The following is a 26422-nucleotide window of genomic DNA, read 5'->3' on the forward strand; positions in this document are numbered from 1 at the left end:
CTGTGGATATGTTGTATTTTACAGTTATGAATTCATCGCAATATCCCTCCGGCACACACGCCTATCTCCCCTTCTTATACGTAATCTGGTCCGACGATTTGCTCTCCGCTTCGGAACTGGAGGTAATTCGGCTCGCGATTACTTCTGATAAGGAATTACCGGCGGCGGCCCGTAAATTACTCCTGGGTTGGATCAATCCGGATACCCCCCCGAGCGCAGCCACTCAAAAACACTGGCGGGAATTGATACGGGAGAGCGGAGCCAGCTACCGGGAAGAGACCGCATATCCCCTTTCTGAGTTAAGCAGTGCTGTTGGAAAGGCCCTGGATCCAGAGCGGGGGACACCTCCGGACCTGACGGTACTGGAACAAAACCTCGGGATTCAGCCCAATCACTATCGCCATGTATTTGAACAGTACAGTGCGCCCCGCAGTTTTTCGGAATATTACGATGGTACCCTCCTGGCACAACATCATTTGGGTAAGGCCTATTCGGTCTATCGCTCTCTGGATAGCCTTTGGGAGCAAAAGGATTTCCGTTGGGAAATACAGCGCAACAAAGAGCAGCATCGCCAGCGGGTGAGCCGGCAAGTAAAACATTTGGCCAATAAGGGCTACGGCGCCCTCGCCTATCCCGAAGGTTCAGGAGGAAAAAACGACATGCCCAGCTATGCGGCCGTTTTTGAAAACCTGGTATTCCTCGACGGCAGTCTTTGCGTCAAATTTGGTGTTCAATTCGGGCTCTTTGGAGGAAGTATAGAAAAACTGGGGAGTGAAAAACACCGCAAGGCCTATCTCGGAAAGGCCGGTACCCTGGAACTGCCCGGATGTTTCGCCATGACCGAAACCCGTCACGGTTCCAATGTTCGCGGGATTCATACTACAGCTACCTACCTTCATGAAAGCCGGGAACTGGTTATCAATACGCCTGGCCCCGATGATAACAAAGAATACATCGGCAATGCCCTGGAGGCACGGATGGCTACAGTATTTGCCCAATTGATTGTAGGCGGAAAACGCCACGGGGTCCATGCGGTCCTGGTTCCCCTGCGGGATGCGTCCGGGGAGGTCCTTCCGGGAATCCGGGTCGAGGACAATGGCTACAAATTGGGCTTGAATGGGGTAGACAACGGAAAGATCTGGTTTCGTGAGGTCCGGGTTCCTGTCGATAACTTATTAGACCGTTATGGGGGAATTAACGCTGAGGGCGAATACAGCTCAGAACTCAAGAATTCCAATAAACGGTTTTTTACGATGCTCGGCACCCTGGTAGGCGGACGAATCTGCGTCGGGAAGGGAGCGCTCGCCGGCGCGAAAATGGCGCTGGGAATTGCAGTGCGTTATGCCCTTCGGCGTCGGCAATTCAACGATTCCAAACGGATGCAGGAGGACTTGATCATGGACTATCCCTCCCACCAGCTTCGCCTGATCCCCAGGTTGGCCTCGTGTTACGTATACCAGGCCGCCCTCGACGAGCAAATGGAAAATTACCAGCAACTCACAGGAGGAGACACGCAAAAACTCGAAGCCCAGGTGGCGGGGCTTAAGGCCATCATCACGGACTTTGCTAATGACGCCATCCAGGAGAGCCGGGAAGCCTGCGGGGGCAAAGGCTATTTATTGGAAAACCGCATAGCGGATTTACGAAGCGATATCGACATCTTTACCACTTTTGAAGGAGACAATACCGTTTTGCTCCAATTGGCTGCCAAAGGTCGCCTTACCGACTTCAGGACGGCTTTTAATTCGGATGATTTTTTCGGGGTCCTGCGCTTGCTCCGAACACAGGCGGCCCGAAGGCTTGGGGCGATTAACCCGGTCTATGTCAACAAAACGGACCGCGAACATCTCTATAAGCCCGCCTTCCACCAACACGCTTTTGAATACCGTACCGCGCGACTTACATACACCCTGGCGCTCCGGATCCGGGATTACATCAAAAAAGGCCTGCCGGCGTACCAGGCCTACCTCAAGGTGCAGGCTCATTTCCTGGCCCTGGGCAGGGCATATAGCGAAGAGATTGCGTATCAGAGCTATCGCAGGGTTTGCGAGGGTATAACGGATGAGAAACACCAAGCCCTGTTCGATCGTCTGGGAGCGCTCCACGCCCTGGAACGTATCACCGCTGATATGGACTGGTATTTTGAGCAGGGTTATGTCGGGAAACGCAAATCCAAAGCGATCAAAAGGCGTGTGGAACGCCTGACCACGGAATTAAGGCCTCATGTAGCTTCCCTGGTCGAGGGGTTTGCGATTCCGGAAGAATTAATGCAGCAGGTTCCGATTGCTCGGGATCATTGATCCGGTTCCTTGTGGATTTCGGCCCGGTCGGCAAACTCCTGAACCGTTATGTTAGGATTACCGTAGATATAAGTGCGAGAGCCACCGGAGAGGCTCAGGGAACAAGAGTTAACCGCCCGCACCCGTGCAGTTGCGCTCTCCATAGCCTGCAGATCGAGATGATCGGCTTCCATTTTTTGTGCCTTGTACGTTACATTTCCATCCAGCACAGTACGCACTTCAGTACTTATGCCCTCCAGGGTAAGGCCGGAATTTCCGTTTAGCTTTATTTCCATTCCCTTGTTTACCGTATAAATAACAGCGTCGCTGCGATCCATTAAGGCTACAGAAACGGTATCAGCATCCAGGTTTAGGTCGGCTTTTCCATTGCCCTGAAGCAGAACCCTGCAAAAATCGGCACGCACCCGCATATTGAGCCTGCCCTCATCCCGCGCCTCCAGGTCAAGGCTTACCCCCGGAATGGGTTGTTCGCTGATCAACTCCCCGTCTGTTGCCGCCACGCCGGCCAACTCCGTGTAATAGACGGTAATATCCAATTTCTTGCTTCCTGTAATATTGTAGAAGGAGGAAATCTTAAGCGTACTGTCCCGAACTTCGAAGCGCAATACATCGACGAGGTTTTCATCCACTTCCAGACGATACCCTTCCGCCGCTGCTCGCTCCAGATTCACTTCCAGGTCATCGTTGAGATCCAGGTATCGGAATGCCGGCAGGGATTCATTTACCGAAGCAACGATCCGGTTCCCTTTTATTTTGGGTTTGCGCTGCGCCAGGAGGGCGACAGGTGACATAATAAAAAACGCGAAGGCAACGATAGACAGCCATGTAAAGGAGCTGCCGCTTGTAGAAGTTTTAAAGCACATAGTGAATTCTCTTGTATAAAGATATTATATAATAGCAAATACCGGGCCGGGATAAAAGAAAACCCGCTCGGGATGCGAGCGGGTTTTGACTTTTATTGACATAGGATTTACGGCTAATGCTCGTAATCCTCTTCACCTTCTTGCAGTGGAATATGTTGCGGAACAAAGTCCTGTCCTGGGATAATATACTCCCCATTCTCATCGACCTTGCTGTAATCATAACACCAGCGGTGTACTTCCGGGATAGCACCAGGCCAGTTCCCGTGAATGTGTTTTTGAGGTGTGGTCCATTCCAGGGTGGTGGCATTCCACGGATTCTGTGGTCCACGCTTACCGTAGAATATACTGCGCACAAAATTGTAAACGAAGATCAATTGTGCGGCTGCAGTAATCAAGGCAAATACCGTCATCAATTCCTGGATGTCTACTAGTTCGTCGAACATCGGGAAGGCGGTATTCTGGTAGTAACGCCGCGGCACCCCTGCCATCCCGACAAAGTGCATCGGGAAGAAGATTCCGTAAGAGCCTACAGCAGTAATCCAGAAGTGTACGTAACCCAGGTTCTTGTTCATCATACGTCCCTGGAACATTTTAGGGAACCAGTGGTATACCCCGGCAAATAAACCATAGAGCGCTGATATTCCCATTACCAGGTGGAAGTGCGCTACTACAAAATACGTATCGTGAACGTTGATGTCCAGCGTACTGTCCCCGAGAATAATTCCCGTGAGTCCCCCGGTAATAAAGGTGGAAACCATTCCGATGGAGAATAACATCCCCGCATTGAGCTGCAGATTACCTTTCCACAAGGTAGTGATCCAGTTAAAGGCCTTTACACCGGACGGTATAGCGATAAGCAATGTTGTAAATGTAAATACAGATCCGAGGAATGGATTCATCCCGGAGATAAACATGTGGTGCCCCCAAACGATAGTGGAAAGGAAGGCAATCGCCAGGATGGAGGCGATCATTGCGCGATACCCGAAAATAGGTTTCCGGGCACCTACAGCCATTACCTCCGAAACGATTCCCATCGCAGGAAGAATCACGATATAGACCTCAGGGTGACCCAGGAACCAAAACAGGTGTTCGTAGAGTACGGGCGAGCCTCCCTGGTAGTGCAGTACTTCTCCCTGAATAAAAATATCCGAAAGGAAAAATGAGGTGCCGAAACTACGGTCCATTAACAGCAGCAATCCTGCAGAAAGTAGTACCGGGAAAGAAATTACCCCGATCACCGCAGTTACAAAGAATGCCCAGATGGTAAGCGGTAAACGCGTCATGGACATTCCTTTAGTTCGCAGGTTAAGTACCGTTACGATATAATTCAGTGATCCCAAAAGGGAAGAGGCAATGAATATGGTCATAGATACTAGCCACAACGTCATCCCCATTCCCGAACCGGGTTGGGCCATAGGGAGGGCACTTAACGGCGGATAAATTGTCCATCCAGCAGCGGCAGGTCCGGCTTCCACAAACAAGGAGATAACCATAACAACGCTGGAAATAAAGAATAACCAGTACGAAATCATGTTCAGAAATCCCGAAGCCATATCACGTGCTCCGATCTGCAACGGAATCAAGAGGTTACTAAAGGTTCCACTTAATCCTGCTGTAAGAACGAAGAAAACCATGATCGTACCGTGGATGGTCACCAGGGCCAGGTAAATATCGGCGTCCATTACGCCATCCGGGGCCCATTTTCCGAGCACGGCTTCAAAAACCGGGAAGGATTCCCCCGGCCAGGCCAATTGCATGCGAAACAATAATGACATCGCAATCCCGATGAATCCCATAATCAGTCCTGTAATGAGGTACTGCTTGGAGATCATCTTGTGATCCTGGCTAAAGATGTATTTGGTTATAAAGGTTTCTTTGTGATGATGCCCGTGATCGTGAGCGTGATCGTCTGTAAGGGCCGGTGCATGTGCTGACATAAATCCCTAAATTTTAATTTTCTTTTCTAGCAATAATTATTCGTTCATGGCCATGGTCTGACCAAAGGTTTGTTGTTCGGCTATCCAGGCTTCATATTCCTCCTGAGTTTCGACGATGATCTTCATCTGCATGTTGTAATGCGATCTTCCGCAAATCTTATTACAGAGTAAGATAAAGTCGAATTCCCAAGGGTCAATATTTTCAGTTTCACCAGCCGCAGCACGCTCTGCCCGAAGGGCATTGGTTCGAGCTACTTTGTCAATTATCTCCGGCTTTAAGCGCATTTCTGCCGTTGTGATTGTCGGCGTAAAGGAGAATTCCGTGATCATTCCGGGAACGCAATTCATTTGCGCGCGGAAGTGAGGCATGTAGGCGGAATGCAAAACATCCTGCGCCCGCATTTTAAAGTTAACCTTTCGACCCACTGGCAGGTGTAATTCCTTAACGATTACATCGTCCGTTGCGTTTGGATCAGATTCGTCTAATCCCAGAACGTTAGCCCGGTTGATATCGATCATGCGGACGTTGGCACCGCCGAGGACATTGTCTTCCCCTCCGTAGCGTGCCGTCCAGTTGTACTGCTGCGCATAGAGTTCTACTATCAACGGATCGTCCTCCTCATTGACATCCATGATATCGGTCCAGGTAAATAATCCCCAAAGGATAAGTCCGGCAAGCACAATCACAGGGATAATAGTCCAGATAAACTCAAGACGATCATTATCCGCATAAAACAGTGCCTTTTTACCTTCCTTCCCTCGGTATTTATAAGCGAAGTAATGGAGCAGGAACTGGGTAATGGTTTGAGTAACAAAAATAACCACAAAACTCCAGAGCAATAAGGTATCATAGGTGTCTCCGTGAGCTGATGCAGCTTCTGGCAGGATAAACTTCCCGTACTTCCAGAAACTAAATATGGTTAACACATAGATGAAGACCAAAAAAGCGAACATCAGTATCCCATTGTTCTTGTTGTCTTCATCGGTAGCTACTTCTCCCCTGTCAGATTTCTTGGCGTGTAGTTGAGATAACTCGAATATCTTCGTCATCTGCCATATGGCTATGGCCACGAGAACCAGAACAGAGATGGTGAGTAATGCTGTCATTTTATTCGTTTAAAACGCGGTTGCTAATTAATAATGAAACTGTCTGCTTTCCTCCAGGAAAGGGTTCCTTTCCGGTTGCAAAGGCGCTTTGGTCAATGCGCGGAATACCCAGAAAATAAAGGCGCCTGCAAAGAACAGAACAGCTCCGATTTCCGGAATTCCGATATACCATTGATCTCCAACGGTTGCCGGGGTTATCATGATATACACATCGAGGTAGTGTCCGACAAGGACCACAATGCCCGTCATGACCACAAACCAGTTTACACGTTTGTAATCGCTATTCATCAGTACCAGAAGTGGGAATATAAAATTCATCACTACCATACCAAAGAACGGCAGTTTAAAGTCTTCAATACGGGTTACGAAATACGTAACCTCCTCGGGGATGTTGGCATACCAGATCAGCATGAATTGCCCGAACCAGAGGTAGGTCCAGAAGATGCTGATACCAAACATAAACTTGGCCAGATCATGGATGTGGCTATTGTTCACATCGGGAAGGTATCCACGGGATTTCAGGTAAATAGTTACCAGAGCAATGGTCGTGATTCCACTAACAAACATACTGGCGAAAACGTACCACCCAAAGAGGGTACTGAACCAGTGTGGATCTAAGCTCATGATCCAATCCCAGGACATCATTGATTCCGTTACGAGATAAAAGACCAGGAATCCTGCAGACCATTTGAAATTTTTGATAAAATTGCTGTTGTCGTCCGACTTATCCTGAGCCAGGGAAAGACGTCGCGATATTTCGCGATAGGCAATCCACCCTCCCAGGAAGAAAGCGGCGCGGATCAGGAAAAAGGTAGGATTCAGATATCCCGCTTTTCCTTGTAACAGCGCGTCTTCGGCAACAGTCTCAGCATCCATCCACACAAAGAGGTGGTTCATGTGCATTACCGAAAGTACGAGGATAACGAAGATCACGATACCCCCCGGAACAATATAGGAGGTAATCCCCTCCATAACCCGGAAAAGCAGAGGTGACCAACCGGCCTGTGCTGCGCGTTGGATGGCGTAAAATGCCAGTACCCCCAAAGCGAGCATAAAGAAGAAAAATGCTGCGATGTACACTGCAGACCAGGGACGGTTCTGTAACTGGTGAAGCAGGTGTTCGCCGTGATCTGTTCCATGCCCGGCTTCTTCGCCATGTGCATCTGCAGCCGCACCATGAGATGCGTCAGCAGCCTCATGTCCGCCACCGTGACCATCGTCGTGGGAAGTGGCAACCATTGCCTGCGCCTCTTCAACGGTACTTGGCGCTGAGATAAAGCCAATCCCCATACCCAGCAGGCCTAAGGCCATTAAGACCAGGGATCCTATTTTCAATCGGTTCGAAAAGGTATACATTGACTTCGTATTCTTATTGAGTTAGGTTTTCTTTTAAGACCATCACGTATTCGGATACCTGCCAACGCTCTGTTTCATTGAGCTGATTGGCATAGGATCCCATGGCGTTTTGCCCGTAATAGATTACGTGATAAGTACTTCCCAGGTTAATATTGCGGCCTACGTCATCGTAGGAAGGCACCCCAAGAATTTTCTCTCTTTTAACCAGCGTGCCCTGCCCGTCCCCTTTGGTTCCGTGGCAAATGGCACAATAGATATCGTATAATTCCTTCCCTACCGCGAGGTTCTCTTCGGACTGCAGGGAGTCCAGCGGGCTTGTCAGCGCACGGGAAAGTTCCTTCCCAGCCGGATTGTTCTCAATTCCATAAGGAATTTTACCGCGGGCTATGGTGTGTTCAGCCGGAAGCTGTGCCTCAGTTCCTGCAGGCAGCCATTCCACTTTTTCGTAAGTCTCATAACCCACCGATTCGTACATGTTGGGCATGTACTGGTAATTCGGCTCGCGTTCGTTCTGGCAGGAAGCCAGCAGCAAGAGCCCGGTGGCACAAATGAGGGATATGGATAGAAGTTGCTTCATCTTACTCGCTTACTTTTCTACAGTATTGATTTCTACGGCTCCGGTTTCCTGTAACAGGCTTGTTAATTCTGCCTCGTTGCCATGGACACCTATTTCCATAATAAAATGGTCGTCGGTGGAACGCGGATCCGGGTTCTCGGCTTTTTTAAATGGCCAGAGCTTGGAACGCAAATAAAAGGTGATCACCATAAGGTGCGCCGCAAAGAACACGGTCATTTCGAACATTACCGGCACAAAGGCAGGCATATTCTCGATATAACTAAAACTCGGTTTCCCACCGATGTCTTGAGGCCAGTCCTGTATCATGATAAAGTTCATCATCACGATAGCCACAGTTAACCCCAGGCATCCATATAAAAAAGACGTAATAGCGATACGTGTGGGCTCCAGGCCCATGGCCTTGTCCAATCCGTGCACTGGAAAGGGACAATACACCTCTTCGATATGGTGGTGGGCTGCCTTAACCTTCTTGACTGCGTGCATGAGCACGTCGTCATCATTATAATAGGCCTGTACTACTTTAGATGCCATACTATTGTTTCTTTGCATTCAATACCTGTGCCTGTCCTGCCCAATCGTCGCGTTGCGCCCGGCCAGGGAAAGATCCAGTTATCTCGTCTAACATATTGTATTCCTCCTCAGTCATACGACTGACCTGAGCAAAGGTGTAGATCCCCAACTGATTGAGCGCACGCTCCATCTGAGGCCCGATTCCCTTGATGCGTTTTAAATCATCTGCTTTATCGGTAATGGGGTCAAAAGTCCCCAGGCGATCCAGCAAGGTGTTTACCTGATTTTCACGACTGGCCGCGGCCCGTTCGGAATTTTCTTCAACGCTTCCTGCTGCAGAAATTTCAGCTAAAGTCTTAGGCATTTCATATAAGGGCTTTCCCGCTTCTCGTAGCTTCTTATAGCGCTCCCCGGAAGACTTCAAAATAGATTTCACTTCAGCCTGCGCAATTACCGGGAAGGTTCTGGAATACAAGAGGAAGAGCACAAAGAAGAATCCGATTGTTCCGATGAATATTCCGATATCCACGAATGATGGAGAGAACATTGTCCAGGAGGACGGCAGATAATCGCGGTGCAGCGAGGTAACGATGATTACGAAACGCTCGAACCACATCCCGATGTTTACAACGATAGATATGATAAATGAAATCAGGATACTGGTTCGGATTTTTTTGAACCACATTACCTGAGGACTTACCACATTACAGGTCATCATCAGGAGGTACGACCACCAGTAAGGTCCGGTTGCCCGGTTCAGGAAGGCATACTGCTCGTATTCTACGCCGGAATACCAGGCGATTACCAACTCGGTGATATAGGCACATCCCACAATCGAACCCGTGATCATGATTACGATATTCATAAGCTCGATGTGCTGCACCGTAATATAGGCTTCCAGGTTACAAACTTTCCGCATGATAATCAGCAGGGTCTGTACCATAGCAAATCCAGAGAAAATCGCCCCGGCCACAAAATACGGCGGGAAGATCGTGGTGTGCCATCCCGGGATTACCGAGGTGGCAAAGTCAAAGGATACGATGGTGTGAACGGAAAGTACAAGTGGTGTCGCCAAACCGGCAAGAACCAGGGAAACTTCCTCAAAGCGCTGCCAATCCTTGGCACGACCACTCCATCCAAAACTAACCAGGGAATAGATCTTTTTCTGAAACGGCTTTACAGCGCGATCCCGAATCATTGCGAAATCGGGTAACAAGCCCGTCCACCAGAATACCAGGGATACTGAAAGATAGGTGGATATCGCAAATACGTCCCATAGCAGGGGCGAGTTGAAATTCACCCAAAGCGAGCCGTAGGCATTGGGAATAGGCACTACCCAGTACGCCAGCCAGGGGCGTCCCATGTGAATGATCGGGAACAATCCAGCCTGGATAACTGAGAAAATTGTCATCGCTTCAGCAGAACGGTTAATCGCCATTCTCCACTTCTGGCGGAATAGCAGGAGTACGGCCGAAATCAGTGTGCCGGCGTGTCCGATACCTACCCACCAAACGAAGTTGGTGATATCCCAGGCCCAGTTAACCGTGCGGTTGAGTCCCCAGGTTCCAATTCCTGTAGATATGGTATAGATAATGCATCCTACCCCCCAAAGAAATGCTACCAACGCGATGGAAAATACTATCCACCACTGTTTGTTGGCGCGTCCTTCAACAGGAGCAGCGATATCCACGGAAACTTCGTGGTATCCTTTGTCTCCCAGGACTAGGGGTTTACGTATTGGTGCTTCGTAATGCGAGGCCATAAATGCTACTTTTCGTTTCGTAAAGAATTAAGCTTCGTTGGTATTGCGGACCTTAACCTGGTAGAACACATTTGGTTTTGTTCCTACGTGTTCAAGCAGGTGGTACATCCTGTCGTTTTTCGCCAGCTGACTTACCTCACTCTCGGGATCGTTGATATCCCCAAAGACGATGGCCCCAGAGCTACAAGCGTTAGAACAAGCGGTTTGGAACTCTTCGTCCGTAACCGGACGTCCTTCCCGCTTGGCATCCAGGATAGATTTCTGTGTCATTTGGATACACCAGGAGCATTTCTCCATCACCCCACGGGAACGTACATTCACATCGGGGTTCAGCACCATTTTGCCCAGGTCGTTATTCATATGGTAATCGAATTCCTCATTGTCACTGTAGAGGAACCAGTTAAATCGGCGAACCTTATACGGACAGTTATTCGCACAGTAGCGGGTTCCAACGCAACGGTTGTAAGCCATGTGGTTATGGCCCTGACGGCTATGCGCAGTAGCAGCAACCGGACACACCGTTTCACAGGGTGCATGGTTACAATGCTGGCACATAACTGGTTGGAAAGCTACCTGTGGATTAGCAGCCGGGTCTTCCATTTCCTCGAAACCTCGCTTGGATTCCAAAGGACCTGAAATCTCGTCCTTCTTAATATTGTCCCCTTCAAAGGTGTCCTCTGAGGAGTAGTATCGGTCGATACGCAGCCAATGCATATCGCGCGACTTGCGGATCTCTTGCTTCCCAACGACCGGAACATTGTTCTCCGCATGACAAGCAATGACACATGCCCCACAACCCGTACAGGCGTTCAGGTCAATAGACATATTAAAGTGGTGTCCAATGGAGCGGTCAAAACTATCCCAAAGATCAACGGTGGTTGCGGGAACTTCCTGGTGGTCCAGGCTAACCTGGGGAACGTGGTTCCAGTGGGAAGCGTCCTGGGTGTTGAAAATTTCCAGGGTAGTTTCCTTGATGATGTCTCCACGACCCATTAAGGTGTTGTGCAACTGGATACACGCGAACTCGTGCATGCCAGATGCTTTCTCGATTTGTACAGACTGGGTGCGACTAAAATTGTTGTAGAGTGCGAAGCCATTAACTCCTGTCTGCATCTCCGTCTTCAATCCGGTAGTTTTCCCGTAGCCCAGTGCAAGGCCTACGGTACCTTCAGCTTGACCAGGCTGTATGATAACCGGTACATTATTCAGGGTGGCTCCTTCTACGGTAAGGTTTACATAACTTCCGTTAAGACCTCCGTTAGCGACGTTTTCGTTTTCCAGACCCCATTTCGCGGCATCGGCCTTGCTTACGGTCAGGTAATTATCCCAACTGACGCGTGTTATCGGATCAGGGAATTCCTGCAACCATGGGTTTCCGGCCTGACGCCCGTCTCCCATACCCACTTTGGAGTATAATTGCAGACTGATTTCCCCATCCTGTGCACTGGCCAGGCGTCGCATGGCCGCAGCCATTTGCGTAACCGGACTCTCCGTGGTTGCACCCTCATCTTCCGAGGCTTCTTCCTTGTCGGCGTCAGCAGCCATCATCATTTCCGGGTCCGCAGCACCAGCCGGCTCAAAAATACCGTCGTGCAGCGCGGAATTCCAATCGGCGCCGGCGAGGATATCCGTTTCCCAGGTAGCTTTGATGTATTCATACCAGCTTTGCTCTGAACCCATCCATTCCAACAGGCATTGCTGGAACTGGCGGGTATCGAACAATTCGCGGATAACAGGCTGTGTCAGGCTGTAATGTCCTTTTTTAAGCTGGGCATCGCCCCAGGACTCCAGGAAATGGTTGGAGGCGGCAGCAATGGTGCTGACCGCAGTTGTTTCGTTAGGGTTGGTAGAGAAACAAACGGATAAATCCACCTGGCCCAGGGCTTCTGCAAATGCAGCACCGTTGGGGAGGGAATAAACCGGATTAACACCATCCATGATCAGGGCACCGACGCGGCCAGCTTGCATTTCGCTGAGGAGACGCGCTACTTCCCGGTTATTCCCCTGGCGAATGTATCGCGGGGAGTCCGGTTGGAAGGCTTCGCTACCCAATAATTCGTTTATAGCCAGGGTTACGGCCTGGGCATCTACGTCGTCCAGTCCGCAAAGTACCACCCCGCGGCTGCGGTTGGCACTCAGTCCGGCAACAACGCTGTCCAGCGTACGGCCTACTGCCTCTGGCAAATCTCCCGAAATGGAGCTACCGTTCAGGCGGGCGTATAAATGGGCAAGCGCGAGTTTCTGAACCGCAGGTTTCAGGGGAACGCGCTTATCGGCGTTGGCACCGCTGAGGCTCATATTGGATTCGAACTGCACGTGGCGGGACATCTTGCCCTCAGAGGGTATGCGTCCTTTGGCATAACCACTATCGTAGCCACCTCCCTGCCAGTCACCGAGAAAGTCGGCTCCGAAGGAAACGATGAGATCGGCTTTGGACAGATCGTAATCCGCCAGGGCGCGTTCTCCGTATTTGGCCTCGTAGGCGTCGAGCGCAGCGTCTTCGCCTATCGTATCGTAAGTAATGTGTTCTGCATTCGGATTGGCCGCGAGGAATTCTGCAACCAGTTTCGAAGTGGACGGGCTGGCGTAACTCTGAGTTAAGAAGACCGCCTTCTTACCGCCGTTTGCCAAAGCTCCCATACGAGATTTGACCGCGGCGTTCACATATTCCCAGGTAACGTCCCCATCGGCATTGACAGGTCCCTGCAGGCGCTTACTGTCGTAAAGCGAAAGCACTGATGCGTGAACCCGGGCGTTTCCGTGACCGAGCACAGATGCCATCTTATTATTTTCAATCTTAATCGGACGGCCTTCACGGGTCTTCACCAGGATACTGGCAAAGTCGAATCCATCGGCGATTGTCGTAGCGTAGTAATTGGCAACCCCGGGGATAATCCGTTCGGGCTGTACCACGTAAGGGATGGACTTGTGAACCGGGCCCTCACAGGCAGCCAGGGAGGCCGCAGCCGTACTAAAGCCCACATACTTCAGGAAATCACGTCGGGAAGTCTGGCTTTCGGCAAGTTGCTCTTTGTCGCCCAGAAATTCGTCTACCGGAATCTCCTCCTGGAATTCGTTGTTGCGGAGCTTCTCTACCAGCGCATTGCCGGGGGTCAGTTCCGCTTCACTCTTCCAGTACTTTTTAGTTGATGCCATATAAAGTTGGTCTTATATAACGCTTACAATTATCGAATTAATAGTGGCATTTTCCGCACTCCAGGCCACCCATTTGTGCAGCTGTCACCTTTTCCACACCGTATTTCTTAGCCAGCTCTTTGTGGATTTGATCGTAGTATTCGTTGCCTTCCATTTTTACTTCGGTTTCCCGGTGACAGTTGATACACCATCCCATGGTAAGCGATGAATACTGATACATGATCTCCATTTCCTCTACAGGCCCGTGACAGGTCTGGCATTCTATCTGGCCAACTGTTACGTGCTGTGCGTGGTTGAAATAGGCAAAATCCGGCAGGTTGTGGATGCGTACCCACTCAACCGGTTGTGGCTCGTTGGCGTAACTCTGGGTTTCTTCGTCCCAGCCTACCGCCTTGTATAATTTCTTGATCTCCCCGGTATAGAATTCGTTGGTGTACCCTTTGGCCAGATCTTCGGCAGAGGGGCCTTCAGGATTCCCCTTGTATTCGTAAATGGACTTGTGACAGTTCATACAAATATTGAGGGAAGGAATACCGGAGTGCTTGGATACCCGGGCAGAGGAGTGGCAATACTTACACTCGATCTGGTTGTCCCCGGCGTGAATCTTGTGGCTGTAGTGGATCGGTTGGATGGGCGCATACCCCTGGTCTACCCCTACCTGCATCATCCAGCCGTAAGCGAAGTAAGCCGACGCTAAAAGGAGGAAAACAACGCTAACCAAAACCAGGAACTGGTTCTGCGCAAAGGCTTTCCAAATTGGTGTGCGTTGTTCTGCTTGTTCTTTCTCCAATACCACGCCATTGGCTTCGGCAATACGACGCAGGGTTTTATTGACCAGGATCAGCATCACAACAAGCAATCCAAACACCAGGGCCAGCGCCCCGAGGATTACCTGGTTGGAGATTCCTGAACCAGTAACCTGGCCTCCGCCGGTTGTATCCAAAATAGCCTCGGCCTGGACAGGTGCCGGTGGCGGCGCCTCGGTATAGGCCAGGATATCGTTGATGTCCTGGGTGCTCAGCGTAGGGAATGCCGTCATCTGCGCCTGGTTGTATTCGGCGTAGATGGCGTTGGCATAAGAATCCCCTGAGGAAATCATTCCGGCCGGGTTTGCGATCCAGTTGTAGATCCAATCGCAATCCAGTCCCTCCTCCTCGATAAGACGAGCAGCGACATTGGCCAGCGCAGGACCGGTCATTTTTCGATTCAGGTTGTGACAGGCCGCACAGTTCGTGTTAAACAACTGCTTACCCTTTACCGGGTCGCCCGGACCACAAGGCCCTTCCGATGCGGCGGCTTCGGCAGCAGGTTCTGCAGCAGCCGTATCGGCAGCAGCATCCTGTGCGCTAAGCGAAGCAGAAAAAAGGAAGGAAAGGACTAAACAAAAACCAAAAAACGCAGAAAACCCGTGGCGGTTGGAAACCTTTTTCATGTGTTGTTCTTCAATATATTTTGAACCTGAACTTGCTGATCCTGAGCGAGGCACGTTTTTCAGCGACCTGAAGGATTCGCAAGGAATTGCAGGTTTTTCGTTCAATCTGTCCGATAAAAGCCCAAAATTTCGGTGAATTTTAGGGGGTTTTTAACCGGTTCAAATTGACAGCAAATTTAAGACATAGACTTTGTTTTTGGAAATCTTAACGGTTTTATAATTTCTAATTTATAACCGTTCTAAATAGAGTAAATTTAAATCCAAAAAAGCCTCGAAAAACGTATTTTTGAAGACCGCCATGCGGACAAAATTATCCAGAATGAAGCGATCCGGAATACTCCTTATTACCCTCCTAAGCCTGCCCTTGATGGCTACCGCTCAGCAAGGTCAGATTACCCTGGATCAGGACCCGGGAATCGAGAAACTCCTGGAAATTTACAAGAAAAACCTCAGTGAGGCCGGCTATTTTACGATTCAGGTCGGCTTTGGAAACTCCTCGTTTGCCCAGGAACTTAAAACAGAAGCTGAGGTGGATTTTCCACAATGGCGGGCCCGGATCGTATTCGATTCTCCCACATACAGAGTGCAACTGGGCCGGTTTAAAACCCGCCTGGAAGCCGAACGGGAATTCCTTACCGTCCGAAAGAAATATCCCGGAGCTATTTTGCTGCGGCCGGAGTAGAAAAGTTCCAATTCCCAAGGAGCTTTTCCCTATCATTTCCCAGACCTTAAGCAATAAAAAAGGCCCGCTGTTGAGCGGGCCTTTTTCTTTGGTTTAAGTAAATTACAGCGTCTTCTTGACGGCAACTTCCTGGAAGGCTTCGATAATGTCGCTTTCCTTGATGTCGTTGTAATTCTTTATTTGTATACCGCAATCGTAACCCTTGGATACTTCCTTCACATCGTCCTTGAAACGCTTGAGGGAAGCCAACTCGCCCGTGTAAATCACTACCCCGTCGCGAATCAGGCGTATCTGAGAGCTGCGGAAAATCTTTCCACCGGTAACCATACATCCTGCGATGGTTCCGATCTTGGAAATTTTAAAGGTCTCACGGATTTCGGCTGTACCGGTAACTTCCTCCTTGATTTCCGGAGAAAGCATCCCTTCCATCGCATCCTTGACGTCGTTAATGGCGTCATAGATAATGGAATACTGACGGATATCGATTTCCTCCTTATCGGCAACATCCCGTGCATTCCCCATGGGTCGCACGTTAAATCCGATGATGATTGCATCAGAGGCGGAGGCCAGGAGCACGTCGGACTCGGTAATCGCACCAACACCCTTGTGAATGATATTCACCTGGATCTCATCTGTCGATAATTTCTGGAAGGAATCCGAGAGGGCTTCTACAGAACCATCCACATCACCTTTAAGGATGATATTGAGTTCCTGGAAGTCGCCCAGTGCAATGCGGCGTCCGATTTCGTCCAGGGTAATGTGCCGCTGCGTACGTACATTTTGCTCACGGAGCAATTGAGAACGCTTGGAAGCGATTTGCTTGGCTTCCCGCTCGTCCTCCAGTACATTGAACTTATCCCCGGCCTGAGGCGCTCCGTCCAGTCCTAAAATGGATATTGGCGTAGAAGGTCCGGCCTTCTTTACATTTTTACCGCGTTCGTCCTGCATGGCCTTTACTTTACCACTACAGGTTCCCGCCAATACGTAATCCCCGATTTCCAGGGTTCCCGCCTGGACCAGGATGGTCGACACGTAGCCCCGCCCTTTATCCAGGAAGGCTTCGACAACGGTACCCGTGGCCAGCTTGTCCGGATTTGCCTGAAGTTCAAGCAATTCGGCCTCCAGCAATACTTTCTCTAAAAGCTCCTTTACGCCCTGACCTGTCTTAGCCGAAATATCATGGGATTGGATTTTTCCTCCCCAATCTTCGACCAGTAAGTTCATTCCGGCCAGACCTTCTTTGATCTTGTCGGGATTTGCTGTGGGCTTATCGACTTTGTTGATCGCAAAGACGATTGGGACACCGGCTGCTTGCGCGTGGCTGATCGCCTCTTTGGTCTGCGGCATGATGTCGTCGTCTGCAGCAATCACGATAATCGCGATATCGGTTACCTGGGCACCACGAGCACGCATTGCCGTAAAGGCCTCGTGACCCGGAGTATCCAGGAAGGTTATCTTCTGACCGCTGTCCAGGCTCACCCCGTAGGCACCAATGTGCTGGGTAATTCCTCCACTCTCCCCGGCAATAACATTCTCCTCGCGGATATAATCCAGGAGGGAGGTTTTACCGTGATCCACGTGACCCATTACCGTAACAATAGGAGCACGGGGTTTGAGGTCTTCCGGAGCATCTACTTCCTCCTCAATGGATTCTTCGATTTCAGCGGTTACGAATTCTACTTCGTAACCAAACTCCTCGGCCACAATGGACAGGGTTTCCGCATCGAGTCGCTGGTTCATGGTAACCATGATTCCCAGGGACATACAGGCGGAAATAATATCGGTGGTCGGAACATTCATCATGGTAGCTACTTCCTGGGCGGTAACAAATTCCGTTACCTTCAGGGTTTTGCTTTCCAATTCCTGTTGCTCCAGATCTTTCTCGGTCTGCTGGCGGTGCTGATCCCGCTTGTCGCGGCGATACTTGGCACCCTTGCCCCGCTTGGATTTCCCCTGCAGTTTCTCGAGGGTTTCCCGAACCTGCTTTTGCACTTCCTCCTCCGTTGGCTCAACTTTAGGAGCACCGAAACGAGATTTCTTATTCCCTCCGCGGCCTCGGCTGTCGGAGTCGTTCTTACTGACAATGCGGCGACGGCGGCGTTTTTTGTCCTTATCGTCGGCCTTATCTTCTTTTTTCTTCTTAGGCTTGTCGAATTTGGAGAGGTCGATCTTGTCTTTGATCTTAGGACCGGATAACTTCTTGTATTCCGTCTCGATCTTTTCGGGCTTCTCCTCCTCGGCAGGCTTAGCTGGCTCAGCTTTCGCAACTTCGGCTTTAGGTGCTTCCTTTGCAGGAGCTTCGGCCTTGGGTGCTTCCGGCTCCGGAACTACTTCCGGTTCCTCCTTTTTAGCAGGTGCTGCAGGAGCGTCCAGGTCAATTTTTCCGACTTGCTTTGGTCCGGAAAGTTCTACCTTGGCCTTGACTACTTCAGGTTCTGCCTTGCGCTCGCGAGCCATTCGCTTTTCTTCCTGCTCCTGTTCGCGTTGCTGGCGGATGGCTTCAATCTCCTTGCGCTTCTCCTCCCCTACTTCCTTGGAGGCAACCTTTTTGCTTTTGTCCGATTGGAATTCATCCAGGAGTACCTGATATACCTCGCCGGAAATTTTGGTAGTCGGGCGTGCGTCGACATCGTGGCCTTGAGTAGCCAGGTAGTCCACTGCCCGATCCAGCGAAATATTAAGTTCCCGGAGGACTTTATTAAGCCTTATGGTTGCGTTTTCTGCCATAAAAATTACCTACGTTCTTTATTATAATGTGCTAATATAGCTTAATCTTCAAATTCTTCCTTGAGGATACGGACCACATCCAGGATGGTCTCTTCTTCCAGATCGGTACGCTTCACAAGGTCTTCGACATCCTGTTCGAGAACCGCTCGTGCAGTATCCAATCCAATCTTGCGGAACTCCGCAATAATCCACTCCTCAATCTCATCGCGGAACTCGGTGAGTTCCACATCTTCCTCGACTCCTTCGCGATAGACATCGATCTCGTAGCCAGTCAGCTGACCTGCCAGACGGATGTTGTGTCCTCCGCGACCGATGGCCTTACTCACCTCTTCGGGTTTCAGATATACCTGTGCGGTCATCTCCTCATCGTTTAGTTTAACCTGCGTTACACGAGCAGGGCTCAGGGCGCGGGTCACCATTAATTGAGGATTGTTGGTCCAGTTCAGGACATCGATATTTTCATTCCCCAGTTCGCGAACGATCCCGTGGATCCGGGATCCTTTCATCCCCACACAGGCCCCAACCGGGTCAATACGGTCATCGTAAGAATCCACAGCGACCTTAGCTTTTTCACCAGGGATGCGGACTACCTTTTTCACGGTGATCAATCCGTCAAACACCTCAGGGATTTCCTGGTGGAATAATTGCTCCAGGAACTTGGGCGAAGTCCGTGAAAAGATAATCAGTGGCTTGTTCCCCTTGAGTTCAACACTCTCAATGATTCCCCGAACATTGTCCCCCTTGCGGAAGAAGTCAGAAGGGATTTGCTTTTCCTTAGGCATGATCAGTTCATTGCCCTCGTCGTCGAGCAGGATAATGGCACGGTGGCGAATGTGGTGCACTTCAGCGGTGTAAATCTCACCTTCCAGGTCCTTGAACTGCTTGTAGATCGTGGTATTGTCGTGCTCGTGGATACGGGCGATCAGATTCTGGCGCAGGGCCAGGATCGAACGACGTCCGAGGTCTTTGAGTTTTACCTCTTCCGACACATCTTCCCCAACTTCAAAGTCAGGCTCAATTTTACGGGCCTCGGTCAGTGAAATCTCCTCGTTCGGTTCTTCTACCTCCCCGTCGGGAACCACAACGCGGTTCCTCCAGATTTCGAGGTCACCCTTATCCGGGTTAATAATGATATCGAAGTTGTCGTCCGAGCCAAATTTGCGCTTTAGCGCAGCCCGGAATACTTCCTCCAATATGGCCATTAAGGTTACCCGGTCAATGAACTTATCGTCCTTGAACTCGGAAAATGATTCGATCAATGCAAGATTTTCCATCTCCTGATTTGACGTTAAAATGTTAAGATAACTTTTGCTTCTTCAATCTCGGAATACGGGATTACCGCTTCCTTCTGTACTGTATGTTTTCCTTTCCCCACTGGCTTGGGCTCCCTGACTTTCCAGTTCAGGGTGATTTTTTCATCATCGGCCCCGGCCAATTTACCTTCCGTTTCCCCGCCCTGGTGTTTTACCTTGAGCTTGCGTCCCAAATGTTTCGCGAATTGCCTCGGCAGTACCAGGGGCGCAGTGGCTCCAGCGGAACTCACCTCCAGGGAAAAATCAAATTCCTCCCGATCCAGGGAATGTTCAATGGCCCGGCTAACATCCATACAATCCTGGAGGTTTATCCCCTTATCCCCGTCGAGGGTAATTCGGATAGACTGATCCGGATTTACCTTAAGATCGATTAAAAACAAATCGGGACGGGCTTTCAGTGCCTGTTCCAGGAGAACGTCTACGTGCTCTTGCAGCGATTTTCGGGCCATATTATTACTTCGGATTACCGGCAATAAAAGAGGGGACCTGTCGTCCCCCCATGAATTCCGTGTTCCATAAGTGGCGCAAATATACAATAATTTCAGGATTAAACTACCATAGCAATCAGAATTGAATTTCCTCAGGATCAGGGAATGGCGCTGCTGTAATTTTCTTAGATTTAATCCGCACTAACCCAACCTACCCATCCATGGAATTATTCTCTTCCTATAACCTCATTATCGAAGGAGCGCTGGTCCTGATCCTCTCGTTTTGGTTCAATGGACTCTCCAAAAAAACCAACATCCCCTCGGTACTCATGCTCATTGTGCTGGGGGTTGTACTGCAGTATGTTGCGAAGGCATTTGTACCCGCCCTGCCTGACTTTTTCCCAATCCTGGAGATATTGGGAATCGTGGGGCTGATCATGATTGTGCTGGAGGCTGCACTGGAACTGGAGTTACGCCGGGATAAATTCTGGCCCATTGTAAAATCCCTGACCATAGCCATAGGGGGCTTGATGGCCTCTACCTGGGTGGCCGCCCTGATCCTGGAGAACCTTATCCCCGGGATGAGTACCGCTTCGGCCTGGCTCTATGCCACCCCGCTCTCCATTCTCTCCAGCGCCATTATTATCCCCAGCGTCGGGGGGCTGAGCGAGGCCAAAAAAGAATTCCACGTGTACGAGAGTACCTTCTCTGATATTGCGGGGATCATCCTGTTTTATTTCCTGGCAGGACAGTTGAATCCGGCGGAGGCTGTAGGCCCAGCTGGCTTTGCCGGGACCCTGGCCCTGACCCTGGTCATTGCCCTGGTGGCGAGCTATGTGCTAATCCTGATCTTTCAAAGTATCAAGACCCAGGCCAAGCAGTTCCTGCTTATCGCAGTCTTATTGCTGCTTTATGCCCTGGGTAAAAAACTCCACCTGAGTTCCCTGATCATTATCCTGGTCTTTGGCCTGGTGATCGCCAATATGAAATTGTTCTTCGCGGGACCCCTGCGGAAATACCTGAAGGAAGACCGCGCTAAACAGATTTATCACGAACTGCACATCATTACCCTGGAATCGGCTTTTGTGGTACGCACCTTTTTCTTTGTGGTCTTTGGGCTTACCATTGTCCTATCCTCCCTGTTAAGTGTAAAAGTGCTTCTGATCAGTGTGCTGATCCTGGCGTCCATTTACCTGATCCGGTTTATTTTCCTGCGGGTGTTTTTTGGCAGCGATATCCGGCCACAACTGTTTATTGCTCCGCGGGGCTTGATAACCGTGCTGTTGTTTTACGGCATCCCTATGGAAGCGCGGGTGGAAGCTTTCGAGCCTGGGATCCTGCTCTTCATTATAATAGGTACCAGCCTCATCATGACCTGGGCCATGATTCGCGACAAGCAAAAAATGGTGACCGCCCTGGACGAAATCGAAGAGGAATACGACAAGCTGGACGAGGCCTATGATGCTGAGCAGGAATTGGAGCTCAGTCAAAAGCCGACTCCGGAAACAGGCCTGACCCCACCCGTGGAACCGGACAATCTACAGGAGGAAGAATGATTAACTGGAAACGCTTTATCGCTGTTTGGCCGTTGACCGCATTGGGTGGAACCATACTGCTGTTTGTATTGATGAATATCCATTTATTGATTACCGGGGATGAGCCCCTATACACCATGGAAGACCTGGAAATCGTGCCTTACTTTTTGGGAGTAACAGCTGCCTGCTCCGCTCCTGCCTGGATAATCCTTATTGTACTTGGAATCGTTTCCAACAGAAAAGCCGCGTTCGATAAAACACGAAAGAACCTTTTGCTGGCTCATTTATTCCTGGGAGGCCTGACCTTTGTTGTTCTAATGTCTTTGGGGTACGGGGTGATTGCTTTCTTTTTAATCCTGGGTGCCGTCTTTATCGGATTAGGGCAATTATTACTGTATCACTGGGGCCTCAAACCCAAGACCTTGCCATAAGTCCTTAACTGCTATATCTTTGCAGTCGAATATGTTAGCTTTAAACCGACCCTTCCTCCTGAAAAACTGCAGTAGCCTAATGGCTTGCCTTGCCCTATTGCTGGCATTGACGGTGCCGGGACAGGTATGGGCACAGCCCGCCGCCCCGGGGTTTGCGACCACAGGGGTCGGCCAGGCCGATGAAGCAAAAAGCACTCAGGAGGCACTTCCTATTGAATTACAGGTACTGACCGATTCCATTGCTGAAGTAAACCAGATTCACGGGCCCTATATCGGGTTCGACAATACCCAACCCGAGCAATACCTCCGTTTTGTACGCCTGGTGGAGCGTGCCGATTGCCAGGAACTCCTGGCTTGTACTTCCCATGATAATGCCACAGTCCGCGCTTATGCTTTTTGGGGTTTGGCCCGAAAGCAGTATCCCGACCTTGAAAAGGTTTTGCTGGATCACGCCAAAGACGAAGAATACGTCAGTGAGATCCAGGGGGGCGTGCTCACCCAAATCCCGCTGATCGAATTCATGCAGTGGGTAGTGGATCCGGACATGCTCGATGGGGACGAAAGTAAAAAGCTCGATCCCGCAGTGCACCGCAAAGTAGCCGAACTCCGGTTTTCAGAATAATCACTAACCCTTGTTGCTACCGTTTTTTAAAAGCTCGCACGGCCGTGAAGAAGTCGGCGTAGATGGCTTCGGCGTCAATCCAATCATAGACCTGAATGACCCGGTTGCCGCTATCCCGCGAGGTTGTGAATTCCACCTGCCGGGCCCGCTCCGGATGGGCATAAGCGGCCACTAAAGCCAAATCCCATAGGATGCGCTTTTCGCGAGAACCATCCAAGTGCTGTTCCCAGCGTGCAATTAAGTATTCGCCCAACTCGGTTGAACCGATCTCCTGGTCCAGCCGTTCCCGGGATATTTCCATAGCAACGGCAACGTTGAGGGGGATAATATGTAAATCGGCACGGGACTCCAGGAGATAATCCAGGGCGAAAGGATCCATCAGTGGATTGAAATCGTTGCGCTTCATGACACCGGTTTCAAAATCCATCGTAGTCCCCAACCAGTAGATCTTCAATTTCGGCGCTATCTCCGGAGCAATAAATACGGCCGATGCCAGGTTAGTCAAGGCTCCCATAGCGATGATCTCCAGGGAATCTCCTTGCCTTGCCTGACGGATTATCTCATAGGCGGCAGCGGAATGCTGGGCGCGGTCTCCCCAATCGTACATGCGTGCCGGGGCCCCTCGCAAGGTGGGTACATCCATACCCATTTCCCCCAATAGTTGCTGGTTGAGCCGGTGGCTGTTTTCCATAGAATTTGCCACGGCCCAATGACTGGTTTGCCAGTGTGCGGCATTGAGGGCGGTAACCTCCAGGTCGTCGGACAGGAGGATATGGGCAAGCGCAAAGAGATCATCGACCTCGTTTCCCGTGTCGGCATCGACAATAAGCGGACGTTGGGCAAAGGCAAAGCTTGCAAAACACAGGAGCGGAAGGAAACTTACCCTTCTGATAAATTGTATTGGTCTTTTAGCAGTTGCCTTCATACGGTTAGCAATTCAAATGATTAAGATAAAGGAAAAAGCCTACTCCCCCAGACTATCGGTCAAAGCCATGACTTTAGTCGTAAGGGATTCGATTGCCGCTGCATAGCGCTGATCCCATTCTTCCAGGCGTTCGGTGGATTTAAGGGAAAGCTCATATTCTATTCCCGGCAAAATCCAGGAGGCATATCCGCTGAATGGGTCGGTAGAGGCGTACAGGGACCTGTACCAGGACCCGTAATACATGCCTTTGTTATCTATAAAGCTCTTTTCCAGCGCAAGCAGTTGCTCGTTAATACTTCTGATCTCCTTTCCGGAAAGCTCGCCACTGCCCAGAGCAACAGTGAGCGCGTCGTTAAAAATCTGGGAATTTTTTTCCAGCTCAATCAAAGCAGCATTCACCTGGTCAAATTCCACAAAATCAGGCTGGAGTTCTTTTACTTTTTTTACCGCATTCTCGAAATGCCCTTTTAAATCACTGGCATACCTGTTCACATCGTAGGGGATGACCTCCGCATTGGCCAGGCGCAAGGCCATAAGCCCTGCCCATTGTTGTACCGTGCCTCCCATTTGAAACTCCGGGTCCACGTAATTTTTATAAAAATCGAAACTGTCGTAATTCGTATGATACAGGGTCGGGCCTCCCGCTCCGCCACTCATGGAAGGTACCCCAACATGCATGTAAAAACCAATATGATCGGACCCTCCTCCGAGATTGCCAATCGCAGGTTCTTCGCGATCCCCCCGCCAATGATCGTAAAGCGATTCCTCAGAATAGGGATAGGCTACTTCTTTTGCCGCGTCGGTCATTAATTGTTTCAGCGTCGGGGAGGAAGCCCCGCCGACATTTCTTCCGGAAACACCCCCGTCAAAATTCATGTAGGCTACTGCTTTTGCCCCGAGTTCCTCCTTGAGCTGCTCTACCCATTCGCTTGAGCCTAAAACCCCGTGTTCTTCCCCGTCCCAATGCGCAATGAGAATGGACCGCTTCGGAGCCATTCCTTGTTTTGCCAACTTGCCCAGGGTTTCACTTAAGGAGATTAACATTGCTGTGCCGCTATTGGGATCTGTCGCACCAAAAGCCCAGGCATCGTAGTGGCAACCCAGAATAATCCACTCGTCCGGATGGGTGGTCCCCCGGAAGGTTCCAATGATATTATTCACCCGGACAAAATCCCTTTTTTGATCCACCGCAATCCGTACCAGCAATTCATCTCCACCTTCCAATCGATAGGTAAAGGGCAACCCTCCCTGCCAGCCCGAAGGCACGACCTGTCCTGACATCCGGCCCAGGATTTCTTTAGCAGAACCATAGGGCAATGGCAATACTGGGATTCTCGGCAGACTCGCCTCGGCCGGATCCATCCGGTTAATCTTTTTCTTTCCATCTAAAGGGAGCGCAGGTTCAAAAGGAGTTAGGGGATCGCCTGTAAAATCGCCAGTGAGAATAGACCCGCGCTGTATTGCGCTTTCGTTGTAGTACACCCCCTCCGGATAGACCAGCCCCCGGGTAAATCCGCTATCTGCTGGATCGGTATAAATGATTAGCCCGGCCGCTCCGTACTGTTCTGCAAATCGGGCTTTGTAACCCCTGAAATTTCCGCCATAACGGGCAATTACAATTTTCCCTGCAATATCAACACCCATTGCAACCAATTTCTCAAAGTCTTCCTTGGTGCCGTAGTTGGCGTATACGACCTGAGCAGTCACGTCCCCGCTACCGGAATAGGCATTCCATCCTTTCTTCAGGTTGGGGTCGGCGGAAAACGAATCTTCTTCCAGGATATATTCCTGTTGGTTAAGGGGAAGGCGTAAGGGCTGCACCAGTTCCACCGCGGAATTACCACCATCAGTAGACATGTAGATATCATAAGGGTAGCGCTCAACCCGCATCCCGGCCATTTCCATCACTTGCGCAATATAGTTGGCAACTTCATCATTGGCAGGGGTCCCGGCCACATGCGGTTGTAAGGTCAATTGCTTTAGGTGTTCCCGGAAAATCGAAAAGTCTACCGCCTCGAGAAATGCAGTTTCGACCGCTTTTTGATTTTCGGTAGATTCCTGGCTGTATCCGCGATAATTCTGGGCATGAACGGCGTGTTTCGTACCGCTAATCAGGAGTAAAACCAGCAGGAGTAAATTCTTAAGAATGTCGTATTTACGCATAGTTTGAGCATTTTGAGAAGCCCTAATATAAGGACTCTGAAGATTTACCCCACACGCAGGAAATAATAGCCCGCTCAAACTGACGGTTGTCATATTTTTTAAAGGGGAACAGTAGTAGCTTTAATCTAATATTTAAAGCAAACGCCATGCGTGTTCTATCCGACAATCAATGCCTCCGGGTGCTGGAAGATAATTACATCGGAAGGCTCGGTTTTATATCAGGTGGAGGTCCGACAATTCTGCCCGTGACTTATTTCTACGATGCAGATGGGCACTGCATTATTTCCTATTCCGGGGAGGGCACCAAGATTGAAGCAATGCGGGAAAATGGAACCGTTGCCCTGCAGGTCGATACCATTATCTCCCTGGATCATTGGGAATCCGTGCTGGTCCATGGCACCTATGAAGAACTCAGCGGGATAGACGCTCGGCACCTGCTGCATAAGTTTGCAGAAGGCGTTCGAAAAATTCTGCTGGCTGAGGATGCCAGGCCCGGGACACACCTCAGTGATATTTCAAGTAAGGTGTCTACGGATAAAGCCCCAGTAGTCTATCGCATCACCATCGACGAAATCACAGGGCGGAAACGACCCTGA

At 50.2% G+C, this 26422-nt stretch carries 20 protein-coding genes; 6 read left to right on the forward strand and 14 right to left on the reverse strand.

Annotated elements, in window-relative coordinates:
- Window positions 1-26: 26 nt before the first annotated feature.
- Window positions 27-2300: an acyl-CoA dehydrogenase family protein gene (locus tag BM318_RS03165; RefSeq protein ID WP_092980615.1), complete on the forward strand. Its 2274-nt coding sequence runs from the start codon at window positions 27-29 to the stop codon at window positions 2298-2300.
- On the opposite strand, the gene BM318_RS03170 is transcribed toward BM318_RS03165, so the two are convergent.
- The 9 genes from BM318_RS03170 to BM318_RS03210 form a co-directional block, all read right to left on the reverse strand.
- On the reverse strand, window positions 2294-3091 hold the full coding sequence (locus BM318_RS03170; RefSeq protein WP_177218247.1) for a GIN domain-containing protein: 798 nt from the start codon (window positions 3089-3091) through the stop codon (window positions 2294-2296). The genes BM318_RS03165 and BM318_RS03170 overlap by 7 nt on opposite strands.
- A gap of 185 nt (window positions 3092-3276) precedes the next feature.
- Window positions 3277-5100: a cytochrome c oxidase subunit I gene (locus BM318_RS03175; protein WP_092980617.1), complete on the reverse strand. Its 1824-nt coding sequence runs from the start codon at window positions 5098-5100 to the stop codon at window positions 3277-3279.
- A 36-nt stretch (window positions 5101-5136) separates the two neighbouring features.
- Window positions 5137-6207, reverse strand: a complete 1071-nt coding sequence (locus BM318_RS03180; RefSeq protein ID WP_092980619.1) for a cytochrome c oxidase subunit II — start codon at window positions 6205-6207, stop codon at window positions 5137-5139.
- A 27-nt stretch (window positions 6208-6234) separates the two neighbouring features.
- Complete coding sequence (locus BM318_RS03185; RefSeq protein ID WP_092980620.1) at window positions 6235-7563, reverse strand: quinol:cytochrome C oxidoreductase; 1329 nt, start codon at window positions 7561-7563, stop codon at window positions 6235-6237.
- Window positions 7564-7576: 13 nt separating this feature from the next.
- Window positions 7577-8140, reverse strand: coding sequence for a c-type cytochrome (locus tag BM318_RS03190; protein ID WP_092980621.1), 564 nt, complete (start codon window positions 8138-8140; stop codon window positions 7577-7579).
- A 9-nt stretch (window positions 8141-8149) separates the two neighbouring features.
- Window positions 8150-8671: a DUF3341 domain-containing protein gene (locus BM318_RS03195; RefSeq protein ID WP_092980622.1), complete on the reverse strand. Its 522-nt coding sequence runs from the start codon at window positions 8669-8671 to the stop codon at window positions 8150-8152.
- Between the two features lies 1 nt (window position 8672).
- Window positions 8673-10412 (reverse strand): NrfD/PsrC family molybdoenzyme membrane anchor subunit, encoded by a 1740-nt coding sequence (gene nrfD, locus BM318_RS03200; RefSeq protein ID WP_092980624.1) that lies wholly within the window; start codon window positions 10410-10412, stop codon window positions 8673-8675.
- A 27-nt stretch (window positions 10413-10439) separates the two neighbouring features.
- The gene (locus BM318_RS03205) at window positions 10440-13568 is read right to left on the reverse strand and encodes a TAT-variant-translocated molybdopterin oxidoreductase (protein ID WP_092980626.1); all 3129 of its coding nucleotides are present in this window, start codon (window positions 13566-13568) and stop codon (window positions 10440-10442) included.
- A gap of 37 nt (window positions 13569-13605) precedes the next feature.
- Window positions 13606-15000 (reverse strand): c-type cytochrome, encoded by a 1395-nt coding sequence (locus tag BM318_RS03210; protein WP_092982048.1) that lies wholly within the window; start codon window positions 14998-15000, stop codon window positions 13606-13608.
- A 319-nt stretch (window positions 15001-15319) separates the two neighbouring features.
- Here BM318_RS03210 and BM318_RS03215 point away from each other — a divergent pair, with 319 nt between their 5' ends.
- Entirely contained in the window at window positions 15320-15682 is a 363-nt protein-coding gene (locus BM318_RS03215; protein WP_092980628.1) for an SPOR domain-containing protein, read from the forward strand.
- Window positions 15683-15784: 102 nt separating this feature from the next.
- On the opposite strand, the gene infB is transcribed toward BM318_RS03215, so the two are convergent.
- The 3 genes from infB to rimP are packed head-to-tail and all read right to left on the reverse strand — an operon-like array spanning window position 15785 to window position 20171.
- Window positions 15785-18409: a translation initiation factor IF-2 gene (infB, locus tag BM318_RS03220; protein WP_092980630.1), complete on the reverse strand. Its 2625-nt coding sequence runs from the start codon at window positions 18407-18409 to the stop codon at window positions 15785-15787.
- 41 nt (window positions 18410-18450) lie between these two features.
- Window positions 18451-19683 (reverse strand): transcription termination factor NusA, encoded by a 1233-nt coding sequence (gene nusA / locus BM318_RS03225; RefSeq protein WP_092980632.1) that lies wholly within the window; start codon window positions 19681-19683, stop codon window positions 18451-18453.
- A 14-nt stretch (window positions 19684-19697) separates the two neighbouring features.
- On the reverse strand, window positions 19698-20171 hold the full coding sequence (gene rimP / locus BM318_RS03230) for a ribosome assembly cofactor RimP (RefSeq protein WP_092980634.1): 474 nt from the start codon (window positions 20169-20171) through the stop codon (window positions 19698-19700).
- Between the two features lie 200 nt (window positions 20172-20371).
- On the opposite strand from rimP, the gene BM318_RS03235 reads away from it, so the two are divergent.
- From BM318_RS03235 to BM318_RS03245, 3 genes are all read left to right on the forward strand, one after another.
- Window positions 20372-21706 (forward strand): cation:proton antiporter domain-containing protein, encoded by a 1335-nt coding sequence (locus tag BM318_RS03235; protein ID WP_092980635.1) that lies wholly within the window; start codon window positions 20372-20374, stop codon window positions 21704-21706.
- Window positions 21703-22116: a hypothetical protein gene (locus BM318_RS03240; protein ID WP_143099904.1), complete on the forward strand. Its 414-nt coding sequence runs from the start codon at window positions 21703-21705 to the stop codon at window positions 22114-22116. The genes BM318_RS03235 and BM318_RS03240 overlap by 4 nt, the downstream gene beginning before the upstream one ends.
- Before the next feature lie 79 nt (window positions 22117-22195).
- On the forward strand, window positions 22196-22738 hold the full coding sequence (locus BM318_RS03245; RefSeq protein ID WP_143099905.1) for a hypothetical protein: 543 nt from the start codon (window positions 22196-22198) through the stop codon (window positions 22736-22738).
- A 16-nt stretch (window positions 22739-22754) separates the two neighbouring features.
- Here BM318_RS03245 and BM318_RS03250 read toward each other — a convergent pair whose 3' ends face one another.
- Both BM318_RS03250 and BM318_RS03255 read right to left on the reverse strand, forming a co-directional pair.
- Window positions 22755-23663: a nucleoside hydrolase gene (locus tag BM318_RS03250; RefSeq protein ID WP_092980640.1), complete on the reverse strand. Its 909-nt coding sequence runs from the start codon at window positions 23661-23663 to the stop codon at window positions 22755-22757.
- A gap of 39 nt (window positions 23664-23702) precedes the next feature.
- The gene (locus tag BM318_RS03255) at window positions 23703-25826 is read right to left on the reverse strand and encodes a M28 family peptidase (RefSeq protein ID WP_092980642.1); all 2124 of its coding nucleotides are present in this window, start codon (window positions 25824-25826) and stop codon (window positions 23703-23705) included.
- Window positions 25827-25972: 146 nt separating this feature from the next.
- Between BM318_RS03255 and BM318_RS03260 the strand changes: the two genes are divergently transcribed.
- A complete protein-coding gene (locus tag BM318_RS03260) occupies window positions 25973-26422 on the forward strand; it encodes a pyridoxamine 5'-phosphate oxidase family protein (protein ID WP_092980644.1) in 450 nt (149 codons plus the stop codon).

The organism is Robiginitalea myxolifaciens, from assembly GCF_900115205.1.
Classification (GTDB): domain Bacteria; phylum Bacteroidota; class Bacteroidia; order Flavobacteriales; family Flavobacteriaceae; genus Robiginitalea; species Robiginitalea myxolifaciens.

What these genes read in the sequence shown, in the direction of transcription:
- BM318_RS03245 (WP_143099905.1), top strand. Translation starts at nt 22,196, where the DNA reads ATGGCTTGCCTTGCCCTATTGCTGGCATTGACGGTGCCGGGACAGGTA.
- nrfD (WP_092980624.1), bottom strand. Translation starts at nt 10,412, where the DNA reads ATGGCCTCGCATTACGAAGCACCAATACGTAAACCCCTAGTCCTGGGA.
- BM318_RS03215 (WP_092980628.1), top strand. Translation starts at nt 15,320, where the DNA reads ATGAAGCGATCCGGAATACTCCTTATTACCCTCCTAAGCCTGCCCTTG.
- nusA (WP_092980632.1), bottom strand. Translation starts at nt 19,683, where the DNA reads ATGGAAAATCTTGCATTGATCGAATCATTTTCCGAGTTCAAGGACGAT.
- BM318_RS03255 (WP_092980642.1), bottom strand. Translation starts at nt 25,826, where the DNA reads ATGCGTAAATACGACATTCTTAAGAATTTACTCCTGCTGGTTTTACTC.
- BM318_RS03235 (WP_092980635.1), top strand. Translation starts at nt 20,372, where the DNA reads ATGGAATTATTCTCTTCCTATAACCTCATTATCGAAGGAGCGCTGGTC.
- BM318_RS03190 (WP_092980621.1), bottom strand. Translation starts at nt 8,140, where the DNA reads ATGAAGCAACTTCTATCCATATCCCTCATTTGTGCCACCGGGCTCTTG.
- BM318_RS03250 (WP_092980640.1), bottom strand. Translation starts at nt 23,663, where the DNA reads ATGAAGGCAACTGCTAAAAGACCAATACAATTTATCAGAAGGGTAAGT.
- BM318_RS03195 (WP_092980622.1), bottom strand. Translation starts at nt 8,671, where the DNA reads ATGGCATCTAAAGTAGTACAGGCCTATTATAATGATGACGACGTGCTC.
- BM318_RS03185 (WP_092980620.1), bottom strand. Translation starts at nt 7,563, where the DNA reads ATGTATACCTTTTCGAACCGATTGAAAATAGGATCCCTGGTCTTAATG.
- BM318_RS03240 (WP_143099904.1), top strand. Translation starts at nt 21,703, where the DNA reads ATGATTAACTGGAAACGCTTTATCGCTGTTTGGCCGTTGACCGCATTG.
- BM318_RS03180 (WP_092980619.1), bottom strand. Translation starts at nt 6,207, where the DNA reads ATGACAGCATTACTCACCATCTCTGTTCTGGTTCTCGTGGCCATAGCC.
- BM318_RS03175 (WP_092980617.1), bottom strand. Translation starts at nt 5,100, where the DNA reads ATGTCAGCACATGCACCGGCCCTTACAGACGATCACGCTCACGATCAC.
- infB (WP_092980630.1), bottom strand. Translation starts at nt 18,409, where the DNA reads ATGGCAGAAAACGCAACCATAAGGCTTAATAAAGTCCTCCGGGAACTT.
- BM318_RS03170 (WP_177218247.1), bottom strand. Translation starts at nt 3,091, where the DNA reads ATGTCACCTGTCGCCCTCCTGGCGCAGCGCAAACCCAAAATAAAAGGG.
- BM318_RS03165 (WP_092980615.1), top strand. Translation starts at nt 27, where the DNA reads ATGAATTCATCGCAATATCCCTCCGGCACACACGCCTATCTCCCCTTC.
- BM318_RS03205 (WP_092980626.1), bottom strand. Translation starts at nt 13,568, where the DNA reads ATGGCATCAACTAAAAAGTACTGGAAGAGTGAAGCGGAACTGACCCCC.
- BM318_RS03260 (WP_092980644.1), top strand. Translation starts at nt 25,973, where the DNA reads ATGCGTGTTCTATCCGACAATCAATGCCTCCGGGTGCTGGAAGATAAT.
- BM318_RS03210 (WP_092982048.1), bottom strand. Translation starts at nt 15,000, where the DNA reads ATGAAAAAGGTTTCCAACCGCCACGGGTTTTCTGCGTTTTTTGGTTTT.
- rimP (WP_092980634.1), bottom strand. Translation starts at nt 20,171, where the DNA reads ATGGCCCGAAAATCGCTGCAAGAGCACGTAGACGTTCTCCTGGAACAG.